This window comes from Phenylobacterium sp., from assembly GCF_020253645.1.
Lineage (GTDB): Bacteria > Pseudomonadota > Alphaproteobacteria > Caulobacterales > Caulobacteraceae > Phenylobacterium.
Window position 1 is genome coordinate 1 of record NZ_JADCBG010000022.1, and the last position, 11,288, is coordinate 11,288.

General features: G+C 69.7%; 8 protein-coding genes and 1 pseudogene. 2 read left to right on the forward strand and 7 right to left on the reverse strand.

Annotated features, from left to right (window positions below):
• Positions 1-549 (forward strand): annotated as a pseudogene (locus INE98_RS01490) (polar localization protein TipN); the annotation flags it as partial.
• Between the two features lie 8 nt (positions 550-557).
• Positions 558-1,292 carry a DUF4163 domain-containing protein gene (locus INE98_RS01495; RefSeq protein WP_293536001.1) on the forward strand — a complete coding sequence of 245 codons (735 nt, stop codon included), beginning with the start codon at positions 558-560 and terminating at the stop codon, positions 1,290-1,292.
• Positions 1,293-1,308: 16 nt separating this feature from the next.
• Here INE98_RS01495 and INE98_RS01500 read toward each other — a convergent pair whose 3' ends face one another.
• The 7 genes from INE98_RS01500 to INE98_RS01530 all read right to left on the reverse strand — a co-directional run bounded on the left by INE98_RS01500 (position 1,309) and on the right by INE98_RS01530 (position 11,079).
• Positions 1,309-2,682: a lipocalin-like domain-containing protein gene (locus INE98_RS01500; protein WP_293536002.1), complete on the reverse strand. Its 1,374-nt coding sequence runs from the start codon at positions 2,680-2,682 to the stop codon at positions 1,309-1,311.
• 82 nt (positions 2,683-2,764) lie between these two features.
• Complete coding sequence (locus INE98_RS01505) at positions 2,765-5,038, reverse strand: BTAD domain-containing putative transcriptional regulator (RefSeq protein WP_293536003.1); 2,274 nt, start codon at positions 5,036-5,038, stop codon at positions 2,765-2,767.
• 150 nt (positions 5,039-5,188) lie between these two features.
• The gene (locus INE98_RS01510; RefSeq protein ID WP_293536004.1) at positions 5,189-5,536 is read right to left on the reverse strand and encodes a UrcA family protein; all 348 of its coding nucleotides are present in this window, start codon (positions 5,534-5,536) and stop codon (positions 5,189-5,191) included.
• 372 nt (positions 5,537-5,908) lie between these two features.
• Positions 5,909-6,757 carry a 3-deoxy-8-phosphooctulonate synthase gene (gene kdsA, locus INE98_RS01515; protein WP_293535057.1) on the reverse strand — a complete coding sequence of 283 codons (849 nt, stop codon included), beginning with the start codon at positions 6,755-6,757 and terminating at the stop codon, positions 5,909-5,911.
• A 138-nt stretch (positions 6,758-6,895) separates the two neighbouring features.
• On the reverse strand, positions 6,896-7,192 hold the full coding sequence (locus tag INE98_RS01520) for a helix-turn-helix domain-containing protein (protein WP_293518219.1): 297 nt from the start codon (positions 7,190-7,192) through the stop codon (positions 6,896-6,898).
• Between the two features lie 315 nt (positions 7,193-7,507).
• Entirely contained in the window at positions 7,508-9,658 is a 2,151-nt protein-coding gene (gene scpA, locus INE98_RS01525) for a methylmalonyl-CoA mutase (protein WP_293536005.1), read from the reverse strand.
• The gene (locus INE98_RS01530; protein WP_293536006.1) at positions 9,658-11,079 is read right to left on the reverse strand and encodes a methylmalonyl-CoA mutase family protein; all 1,422 of its coding nucleotides are present in this window, start codon (positions 11,077-11,079) and stop codon (positions 9,658-9,660) included. The genes scpA and INE98_RS01530 overlap by 1 nt, the downstream gene beginning before the upstream one ends.
• Positions 11,080-11,288 lie beyond the last annotated feature (209 nt).

Genomic DNA, 11,288 nt, shown 5'->3' on the forward strand with positions numbered 1-11,288 from the left:
GAGAGCTTCTCGGAGATCTTCGAGTCTGCAGGCGGCCCCTCCGAGGCCCTGCAGGCCCTGCGCCCCGAGCCCCCCGCCGCGCGGCCGCCAGCCGGCCCGGCCCCGGCCCGGACGCCTCCCGCCGGCGGCGGCTGGACCTGGCGGGACCTCCTGTCGACGGTTGACTCCGACGGCCAGAGGACCGGGCCTGACGCGGAGTCCATGGACTTCCTGGCCGACGAGATCCGCGCCCTTGGCATAGACCCCACCGTGCTTCTGCCGGTGACTCGGGTGGATGAGCTGGCGACCATGATCACGGACGGGCAGGCCGACCTGGCGCGGGACACGGTGCGCCGCCTCGCCCCCGCCGCCACCCGCAAGCTGTCGCGCCGCCTGCTGGAAGAGCCGCGCATGCGCCGCTCGGTCATGGACTTCCTCGCCCGCTACCAGACCGAGATCGAGACGGCCAACCGGCGCGACCGTTCGGGCCGGGAGGTCGGCGCCCTGTTGTCGACCGAGGCGGGTCGGCTCTACCTGCTGGCCGAGGCGGCCGCCGGCGACATCGTCTGAGGCCGGCCATGTTCCGAAGGACGATTCTGGCCGCCGCCGCCGTCGTCCTGCTGGGCGCCGCCGGACCCGGGCCGAAAGCTGGCGGGGTTGAGGTCCGGACAGCCGACTATGCCTTCAGCTACCGCTGGCCGTCGGCCGTGGAGGCCGTTCCCGCCCTGCGCGCGCGCCTGGCGAAGGACCAGGACGCGGTCAGGCGCGCCTTCGCCCATGAGGCCGCCGACGCCCGCCGTGAGGCCGCCTCCGACCCGGACCGGCCCTTCCTGCCTCACGAGCTTTCGGTGGAATGGAGGGTGACGGCGACCCTGCCGGGCTGGCTCAGCCTGTCCCAGCACATCAGCGTCTTCGAAGGCGGCGCCCATCCGAATTCAGGCTTCGATTCCCTGGTCTGGGACCGGAAGGCGGGGGTGGAGCGCCCCGCCCTGGACCTGTTCACCTCGCCGGAGGCGCTGGACGCGGCCATCGGCGCACCCTTCTGCGAGGCCCTCGACACGCAGAGGGCCGAACGTCGGGGCCAGCCCGTGAACCGGGCCAGCGGCGATGAGTTCGACGCCTGCATCGCGCCGTCCGAGCAGACGGTGATCCTCGGCTCGTCGAACCGGAGGACCTTCAACCGGATCGGGATCCTGGTCGCCCCCTATGCGGCGGGCCCCTATGTGGAGGGCGCCTACGAGGTCACCCTGCCGGTGACCCCCGCGGTCCTGGAGGCCGTGAAGCCGGAGTTCCGGGCGGCCTTCGGGCCGTGAGCGGGGCGATGCCGGCTCAGGGCGTCGGGGGCGCCGCTTCCCCCGCGAGGACGGCGAGCGCCCGCTTGACATAATGCGCGCGGGGTTCGGCGCTGACGGTCTCGCAGTACCCGGCGCCGGCCAGGGTCATGGCGGGGCCCGACACCGGGTTGCGGGTCAGGATCACCGTGGCGGCGACCTCCGAGTTGACCTGCAGGCCGCCGCCATAGAAGCCGCCGTCAGGATGCAGGGGCGTTGCGACGATCGTCCCCGACGTCGCGGTCACCCCCGACCCGTCGACATGGGTTCCGGTCAGCTGGTAGGTCCACTCGGTGGGCTGAAGGACATCGGACAGGCTGTTGATAAGGGCGTCGAGGCGCCACTCCGCATTGACCTGCTGCGGGACCCAGACGCCGTCCACCCTGGTGATATAGCCGCTGAAGGTCGATGGGAGATTCGTGCGGAAAGCCCCGTCCTGGAAGGTCGCGCCGGTGTAGGCGTCGCCGTTCTCGAAATTGAACTGGCACCACTGCCATCCGCGGTAGCCGTTATCGAGCGCATTGAGGGTGGGCGGGAGGATGGGCGGCGGCGGATGGAGGGCGTCGGGGGGCGTCGCCATCATCAACTGGTGGTCGATCCAGCCGGTTCCGGAAACCTCGTAGACCTTTTCGCCGATCGTCACCGTTCCGGTCACCTTCAGTTGCGGCCAGCTGTAATAGATGCCCGGCCGCGGCGGCGGCGAGCGACCGGCCAGCGCCTGGAGGAACCATGCGCTCTCAAGGGGCATGTCCGTGGACAGGGTCAGATCGATGGACATGTCCCCGTCGCCCGACTGGACCCGCAGGGGCAGCACCTGTTCGCTTCCCCAGGTCATGACATCGTCACCGCAACGATAGAGCGGCTGGTCCACAGACGGGAAGACCACGTCGTCGCCCCCGATCCGCCATTTCACGTTCGGCTTGCGGCGAACCAGGAAGCTACGGGTTCCATCATTCACCGCGACAGTGGTCGCGCTGTGGGCGATGTGGGATTCGGCGTCGCTCCATCCGGCGCTGGCCTGGATGTCCTGGGGCACCAGCCGCGTGCTTTGGGTGGTTGTCAGCACGCCAAGCTTGGTCATGCCGTCGCTGGCGGTCAGATTGGCGCTGATCCAGTACCACTCCTCGCTGTTCTCCAGGTGGACCCTATGGTCGGCCGGGAAGCTGAGCGGGACGCCGACCGGCGGCGGGGTGGCTATGCGCGCGAACTGGGATGTGCCGAGGACGCCCAGGATCAGGGCCGCTTCGGTCGCTGAGCTGGAGGTCAGGGCCTGAGCGGCCTCCAGCAACTGTCCATAGCCGAAGGGACGCTGGCTGGGGGCGAGCGCTTCGAGCATCGCCGTCATGGCCTCGGCGGGGGACATCTTGGTCATCGAAAACCCTCTCGTCTGGTGTTGTCTGTGCGGGCTTGCGCAGGCTTACCAACCGAGTGGAAGGCTGGTCCCCTGAGGCGGCTCAGATCGCTGCAAGGTCCCGCGCCAGGGCGCGAAAATCGTAGTCCACTTCATCGGCGCAGTCCGGCCAGTTTCCCGACCTGACCCAGTAATCGCAAAGGCCCAGCTTGGTGCACAGACGCAGAAACCGGGGGTCGGCCCGCAGATCCCTCTGGTCGACGCAGAACAGGCAAGACAGCCCCACGTCCGGCGGGGCGAGGCGCGTCCCCGCCGAGAAATAGGGGCTGAAGTCGGACGCTTCGACCAGGGCGAACGCCTCATCCGCCAGGCCCAGCTGACAAAGCCGCCCCAGGTGGGAAAGGGCGATCAGGCCAGTGGATTCAAGCAAAGCTTTCTGGCTCGCCAGGAACTGTGTGGCGAGCCCGGAGTTCGCAACCCGGGCCTCGCGGGCGTAGGCAACAAGCGTTTCGATCCAGGGTCCGTCAACTCCGGGATCGCCCGGGGCCCTGGCCCAAAGATCGACGCGCTCCCAATCTTCAGCCTGCACGGCGCAAACAATGGCGCTTGAGCGCAGAAAGCCGCCGTCGGGCCAGCGGCGTACACCCTCGTCGAACTGGTCCCGGGCCTCCGCCCAGTTTCCAACGCCCAGACGGTAGATCGCGCGCACGGTGAAGGTCACCTGGTTGAGCGGGTCCAACTCAAAGGCCCGCTGGGCATAGTCTAGCGCCAATCGATTACGCCCGACATCGGACGCAACGCCACCGGCATGGATGAGGTCCAGCGGATCGCTTGCCCCGCGCGCCAGGCAGAGATTGATCAATCGCTCGCTTTCGGCGAAGGCGCCACAGTGCGCGGCCGTCATGGCGCGGACACGAAAGGGCACGACGGTCCCTGGATCCAGAGCGAGCGCCCGCTCCGCCGCGACCTCCATCTGTGCCAGATGGTTTCTCGACTTCTCGGGATTGCCCCCATAGCGGGCCTGGACAGCCAGATCATACATGAGCGCCTCCCAGGCGGGGACAAAGTCCGGTGCCCGTTCCAACGCCTCGCCAAGCAGGCGGGCGTCATACGCCAACCGATCTGGCCTGAGATCCCGGGCCCTCAGGTAGAGGTCGAGGACGACCGGATCGACAGACCCGATATCGCGGCCTGCAAACCGGCTCTTCAGGGCGATGGCCACGGCTTGCGAAATGTCGTCCTGGAGCGCGAAGACGTCGGAGAGTTCACGATCAAACCGGTCGCTCCAGAGCATGGTCTGGCTGGCGCACTCCACCAGCTGGGTCGTAATGCGCACGCGCGCGCCATTACGCCGGACGGAACCGTCAAGGAGGTGGGTCGCCCCGAGTTGGGCAGCCACATTGGCAGCCGATTTCTCAGCGCCGCGCAGCTGGAAACTCGACGACCGGCCGATGATCTTCAGGGGCGTGGTCTGCGAGACGGCGTGCAGGATCTCCTCCGAAATCCCATCGGAGAGATACAGGAAGTCGGGATCGCCCGACTGGTTCTCGAAGGCGAGCACCGCCAGGATCGGCCCGGCGGTCGGAGAGGCCACTGTGGCGGGCGTCACCGCGGGGGGCGTGGGGAGGGGCGTCGGCGGCGCATCCTGAGCCCCTGCCAGGATCGCGCGCTCCAGGTCGGCCCCCGGAGCGACGCCGAGCTCGTCGGAAAGCGCCTGCCGGATGGCGAGGTAGCGGCGCCGGGCCTCTGACGGACGGTCGCTGGCGAGGTCCGCACGGATGGCCGACGCCGCCACGGTCTCCTGAAGGGGGTCGCGCCTGAGATAGCCTTCGGACAGAAGCCGTACGGCCTCCCAGCGGCCCGCCGCCTCCAGGACGGCCAGCCGTCGGGTCAGTTCATCGAGAAGCGCCGCCTCCCAGGCCCCGCGCGCCTGATCGAGCCACTCCTGGAAGGGGCCCGGCAGCTCCAGGCCTTCCAGCAAGGGTCCTGAGGCGAGTTGAGAGGCGGTTCCGGCCAGCATGTCCTGATCGTCCGATTGAAGGCCGGCCCTGAGCGTGTCGATGTCGGTCAGGAGGCTGCCCGGGCGGATCGCCACCCGTTCCCGTCCCACCTCCAGAAGGGCGTCGGCTCGTGAACCCAGCGCAGTCCGAAGTTCGAACAGGCATTGGCGCAGGCTGCCGCGCGCCTGCTCGTCGGGCCGGTCTCCCCAGAGGAGCCCGCAGATCCGGTCCCTGAGCAGTCCTCCCCGGCCCTCGAGGCACAGCATCGCCATGAGCCCCCGGGCCCTGCGACCGGTGATGCGGATCGGCTCCCCATCAAGGTCGAAGAGCTCGAAGCCCCCGAGAAGCCTGACGCGCGCCGAAGGATCGGACTCCAACTCCCCCGCCCCCTTCCCTGACCTGGATGACTGAGATCGGGCGGGAGTATATGGGCTCGGGTGGTGAAGGCCAGTGCCTCAGGCGCGCGCGCGAACCGGGGGGAAGACCCGGAGCCGGCCGGAGCGCAGGCGCCGGCCGGCGGCGCGGGGTTACTGGCCTGTCTGCTGCCGGGCCACGACCAGGGTTGCGCTGCCGCCGTACACCGCGGTCAGGGTCGGCGAGTTGATCCCCGAAACGGTGCGCTGGACGACTTCCCTCGTGCAGGGGCGGAACTTCTGGAAGCGATCCAGCCGGTTGGAAGGCTCGCCGCCGCACACCTCGGCGGCCGCATGCTCGATACGCTTCAGGAGAGTCCTGGCGCCGGCCTCCGTGTTGAGGTCGAGGCCGGCGCGGGACACCTTGACCGAGACTCCGTCGAGGCTGGACTGGGCTGACGCGGCGCCGCCCGACAGGGCGAGAAGGCCGATGGCGAGGAGGGTGAGGGAGTGCTTTTTCATGACGATGGTCCTGGTTTCGAGTTTCAAACTGTGCCTGCCGACGCGCTGACGGGCGTTGGCCGGCTCGCAGGACCGTTTTGAGCTGGGGACGTCTCCCCGGGCGTCAGGCCATCGTTAATCCGGCGTCAAATCGACAGCGGAACGAATTTTTCTTCGCCCCGGGATGAGGCGTCGCCTTCCGGCGGCCCCTTGACCGGATCGGGATCCTGGTCGCGCCCTATGCCGAGGGCCCTATGTCGAGGGCGCCTACGAGGTCACCCTGCCGGTGACTGCGGCTGTGCTGGAGGCCGTGAAGCTGGAGTTCCGCGCCGCGTTCGGACTGTAGGCGGGGCGGAGAGGTTGGCCTCGCAGCGTCTCGGGTCGGTGTGGTGACTACTGACGAGCGACCCTGTGGAACGCCTTCAGTTTTGCCAGGAGCGCCTCGGCGGAGCTTAAGGGAAGGCAACTCGGGCCATCACAGAGCGCCTTGTCGGGATCGGGGTGGAATTCGAGGAACACCCCATCGACGCCAGCCGCCACCGCGGCGCAGGCGATGGTCGCGACTCCGTTCCGGCGCCCCCCTGTCGACTTCCCGCCGGTTCTCGGGTCTGCGCCCGGGAGCTGAACGGAGTGTGTGGCGTCGATCGTCACGGGGCAGCCCAGTCCGCGCATCTGCTCAATGCCCAGCATGTCGACGACGAGACTGTTGTAGCCGAAGGACACCCCCCTCTCGCACAGCACGACCCGATCCTCCCCGATGGCGTCGCGCGCCTTGGCGACGATATTCCCGCAGTCCAGGGGCGCGAGAAACTGACCTTTCTTGACGTGAAGCCAGCCATCTGAGGCCTTTGCAGCCTTCGCCGCCGATACGATGAGATCGGTCTGACGGCAAAGGAAAGCCGGAATCTGGAGAACGTCGATCACCTCCGACGCGCGTTCGGCCTGCCCGGGCTCATGGATGTCAGATGCAATGGGCAGGTCGTGCTTCGCCTTCACGGCGGTCAGCATCCTCAGCCCCGGATCCAGTCCCGGTCCACGATAGCTGTCGAGCGAGGATCGATTGGCCTTGTCGAAGCTCGCTTTGAACACGAAGGGCAGACCCAGCGCTTCCGTCACCGATTTCAGGTGGCCGGCGACCTCCAGGGCAAGTCCTTCGTCTTCAAGAACATTCAATCCAGCGATGACACAGAGGTCAGCGCCCCCAATGGTCAGGTTGTGGCGGGGCAACTGCAAGGTGGGCATTGGGGGCTCCGTTCAGGGTGTTGCGCCGACAAGCCTGCCGACGACAAACGATTAATCCGCCTGAGCCGAGGAACACGGGCGCCCAGGTCCGAGTTTCGAGGGCAGGGCCTCTGTCGACCTTGAAACAGGCCTGAGCGCTCACGCCGCGCTCAGCGCCTCGCGAGCCTCGCGGGGCAGATGGGCGATCACCGACAGATAGGCGCTGGCGGTGGCGTCGGGGTGGCGGCGGCCCTGCTCCCAGCCCTTCAGCGTTGCAAGCGGAATCCGGTAGGCGCGGGCGAACGCTTGCTGGGAGAGCCCCAGCACCTCGCGGATCGCCCGTACGTCGGGAACCTCGATCGTATGGACGCGCGCCGCCCCGCCCTTGCCCTCGGCATGCGCAGCGGCCTCTTCCATCGCCTCGATGAGGTCCTTGCCAAGGCTCGACATCGCCATCCTCCTTATCTTCCGTCCGCAGCAGCCTTGATCCTCGCCGCGAAAGCGGCCACCGCCTGCGCGCGACCCAACGCAACTTCCTCACTCCGCCTGTCCCGATGACAACGTCACCGGCCTCGGGATTGAGAGCGATAAAGTCGACGAGTTGAGCGCGCTCTGCTTCGTTCCAAATCCTTTCCGCCGAACGCGCGAAAACCTGGGCCTCGGCGACGGTGATCGGGATCGTTTTCACGCGATGCGAGTACGTCATTGACGCCCAGGGTGCAAGCGCGAACTCGCTTGTTGTCGGTCATCGCTCCATGGCGCCCATTGGGTTCAACCCTTGAGCTGGGCGTAGCCGAGGGTCTCGTTCAGGCGGTCCATGACCTCGATGGCGGCTTCGGGCACCACGGTTCCGGGGGTGAAGATGGCGGCGACGCCGGCTTCGCGGAGGGCGTCGAAGTCCTCGGGGGGAATGACGCCGCCCACCACCACCAGGATGTCCGGGTGGCCCAGGCGGGCCAGCTCGGCCTTGAGCTCGGGCACCAGGGTCAGGTGGCCGGCGGCCAGGGAGCTGGCGCCGACCATGTGGACATTGTTCTGCACGGCCAGCTCCGCGGCCTCGGCCGGGGTCTGGAAGAGGTCGCCGATGTCGACGTCGAAGCCCAGGTCGGTGAAGCCGGAGGCGATGACCTTCTGGCCGCGGTCGTGGCCATCCTGGCCCATCTTGGCGACGAGGATGCGCGGCTTGCGGCCGTCCGCTTCCACGAAGCCGGCGGTGAGGGCGCGGGCGCGGACGCTGGCCGGCGTGTCGCCGGCGGCCTTGAGGTAGACCCCCTGGACGGCGTCGGCCTTCGCCTTGTGGCGGCCGAAAACCCTTTCCAGGGCCAGGGAGATCTCGCCCACCGTGGCCTTGGCGCGGGCGGCCTCGACGGACAGCTCCAGGAGGTTGGCGCCGCCCCGGGCGCCCTCGGTCAGGGCGTTGAGGGCGGCCTCGACGGCGGCGGGGTCGCGCTCGGCCTTCAGGCGGGCCAGCTTCTCCAGCTGGCGCTCGCGTACGGCGGTGTTGTCGACCTTGAGCACGGGGATGACGTCGGCGGTCTCGGGCCGGTAGCGGTTGACGCCGACCACGCTCTGGCGACCGGAGTCGATCATGGCCTGGGTGCGGGCCGAGGCCTCCTCGATCCGCCGCTTGGGCAGGCCGTCCTCGATGGCCCGGGCCATGCCGCCCAGGGCCTCGACCTCGGCGATGTGCTCAAGGGCGCGGGCCGCCAGCTCGGCGGTGAGGCGCTCGACATAGTAGGCGCCGCCCCAGGGGTCGATCACCCGGTTCTGGCCGCTCTCCAGCTGCAGGAAGAGCTGGGTGTTGCGGGCGATGCGGGCCGAGAAGTCGGTGGGCAGGGCCAGGGCCTCGTCCAGCGAGTTGGTGTGCAGGCTCTGGGTCTGGCCCCCGGTCGCGGCCATGGCCTCGATCAGGGTGCGCGGCACATTGTTGTAGACGTCGGCGGCGGCGAGGCTCCAGCCGGAGGTCTGGGTGTGGGCGCGCAGGGCCAGGGACCGGGCGTCCTTCGGGTCGAAGTTCTCCTTCATGAGCTTGGCCCAGAGCAGGCGTCCGGCCCGCTGCTTGGCGATCTCCATGAAGGCGTTCATGCCCGCGTTCCAGAAGAAGGACAGGCGGGGCGCAAACTGGTCGACGGTCATGCCCGCGGCTACGCCGGCGCGGACATAGTCGATGCCGTCGGCCAGGGTGTAGGCCAGCTCCAGGTCCAGCGTCGCCCCGGCCTCCTGGATGTGATAGCCCGAGATCGAGATGGAGTTGAACTTCGGCATTTCGCGCGAAGTATATGAAAAGATGTCGGAAATGATCCGCATCGAAGGTCCGGGCGGATAGATGTAGGTGTTCCGGACCAGGAACTCCTTGAGGATGTCGTTCTGGATGGTGCCCGACAGCTGGGCGTGGGCGACGCCCTGCTCCTCGGCGGCGACGATGTAGAGGGCGAGGATCGGCAGGACCGCGCCGTTCATCGTCATGGACACGCTCATCTTGTCCAGCGGGATGCCGTCGAAAAGGGTGCGCATGTCGAGGATGGAGTCGATGGCCACGCCGGCCATGCCGACATCGCCCCGGACCCGCGGGTGGTCGGAATCGTAGCCCCGGTGGGTGGCCAGGTCGAAGGCGATGGACAGGCCCATCTGCCCGGCCGCCAGGTTGCGGCGGTAGAAGGCGTTGGAGTCCTCGGCCGTGGAGAAGCCGGCGTACTGGCGGATGGTCCACGGGTTGGTGAGATACATGGTCGGGTAGGGGCCCCGGACGAAGGGGGCGAGGCCCGGGAAGCCGGGATCGGCCAGGCCGGCCACATCGGCGGGGCCGTAGGCGGGCGCCACGTCAATGCCCTCGGGCGTGCTCCAGGCGGCGCCGGAGGCCGGGGCGGCGTCGGCCGGCGGGGCGTAGTCCAGGGTGGCGAAGTCGGGGAAGGCGCGGGTCATCAGCGGGACTCCCAGGCCTGGGACAGGCGGATGGGGACGAGGGGCGGGCACCGGGTGTCCGGCCCCGGCAGGCGCGGGTCGGGGGCGGCGGCGGCCGGGACGGCGGGCGCAGGCTCGACCTCGATGGGGGCCTCGGCCTCGGGCGGGAAGGCGGTGACGCCGACGATGCGGGGCTCGCCGGCGGCGGCGCGGGCCTCGGCGGCCTCCTCGGCCTGGCGCAGGACGAGGCCCGACTCCAGGGCGGCGATGACGCCTCCGGCGGCCTCGAGGGCCTGGAAGCGGGCCCAGGCGGCCCGGGCCATGGCGTCGGTCAGGGCCTCGATATAGCCCGCCCCGGCCGCCGGATCGGCCACCCGGCCGATGTGGGCCTCTTCCATCAGGACCAGCTGGGTGTTGCGGCTCTGCCGGCGGGCGAAGGCGGTGGGCAGGCCGAGGGGATCGGTGAAGGTCCCCAGGACGATGGCGTCGGCCCCGCCCATGGCTGCGCCGGCGCAGGCGGCGCCCAGGCGCAGCATGTTGGTCCAGGCGTCCTTCGCCGCCAGCATGCGGTGCGAGGAGCGGGCCTCGATCCGGGCGGGGACGGAGACCCCGCAGGCGCTGGTCAGGCGGGCCCAGACGGCGCGGGCGGCGCGGACCTTGGCGAGGGTGACGAAGTAGTCGGCGTCGGCGGACAGGCCCAGCCAGGTCCCGCCCCAGGCCTCCTCCATGGACAGGCCCGCACGGACGGCGGCGCGGGCGTAGGCGAGGGCGCTGGCCGCGGCGAAGGCCAGCTCTGCGGCCTCGCCGCCACCCGCCTCGTGGACGATGCGACCCGAGGCCAGGAAGAGGCCCGCCTGCGGGTGCCGGGCGGCGAGGCGCGCGGCGACCGTGGCGGCCGAGACCAGGTGGGATTCCACCGGTCCCGGGCTGGCGCCGGCGGCGGCCAGGGCGCCCAGGGGATCCATGTGGAAGTTGAGCCTGGCGGAGGGAGAGCCGCGCGCGACCCCGGCCAGCCAGTCGGCGGCCTGGGGCCCAAGGAAACCGGCGTCGAGGGCGACGGGGGCGATCTCCAGGATGATGTCCTTGAGCGCGGCCTCCAGGCCGGCGGCGGAGCCGATGGCGACGCCCGCGGCGCCCGTCGGGTCGATGCGGACCAGGGCCGAGGCGGCCCCGCCCTTGAGGTCGGCCAGGAGGTCGGCGTTGGCCCGGGCCGGGTCGGGATGGGCGACGGCGGCCCGCAGGTCCCAGGGCCGCTCGGCGTCGCGGGCGGGCAGGGCCAGGGCGGTGCGCGGCCCCTCGCCCGGCAGGTAGAGCGGGGCGATGGGCAGGCCCTCGGCCGTGGCCGAGACCAGGGTGTCGAGGGGCTGACCCTTGAGGGTCTTCTCGACCAGGCTGCGCCATTCGGCGGCGGCGGGTGCGTCTGCAAGGGAGGCGAGGGTCATCGCCCCGCTTGATGGGCGCGGGGGGCACGGTCGTCAAGCGGCGGGGTGGGGGGACGTCGGGGAAGGCGGGGCCTGGAATTCCTCCACCTTTCAGGGGGAGGTGGACCGCGCAGCGGGCCGGAGGGGGAAGCTGCGCCGCCGTTGCACCCCCTCACCCCGCTACGCGGGGAGCTCCCCCTGATGGGGAGCAATCAAGCCATTGTCATTCC

What these genes read in the sequence shown, in the direction of transcription:
- INE98_RS01495 (WP_293536001.1), top strand. Translation starts at nt 558, where the DNA reads ATGTTCCGAAGGACGATTCTGGCCGCCGCCGCCGTCGTCCTGCTGGGC.
- INE98_RS01500 (WP_293536002.1), bottom strand. Translation starts at nt 2,682, where the DNA reads ATGACCAAGATGTCCCCCGCCGAGGCCATGACGGCGATGCTCGAAGCG.
- INE98_RS01510 (WP_293536004.1), bottom strand. Translation starts at nt 5,536, where the DNA reads ATGAAAAAGCACTCCCTCACCCTCCTCGCCATCGGCCTTCTCGCCCTG.
- kdsA (WP_293535057.1), bottom strand. Translation starts at nt 6,757, where the DNA reads ATGCCCACCTTGCAGTTGCCCCGCCACAACCTGACCATTGGGGGCGCT.
- INE98_RS01520 (WP_293518219.1), bottom strand. Translation starts at nt 7,192, where the DNA reads ATGGCGATGTCGAGCCTTGGCAAGGACCTCATCGAGGCGATGGAAGAG.
- scpA (WP_293536005.1), bottom strand. Translation starts at nt 9,658, where the DNA reads ATGACCCGCGCCTTCCCCGACTTCGCCACCCTGGACTACGCCCCGCCG.
- INE98_RS01530 (WP_293536006.1), bottom strand. Translation starts at nt 11,079, where the DNA reads ATGACCCTCGCCTCCCTTGCAGACGCACCCGCCGCCGCCGAATGGCGC.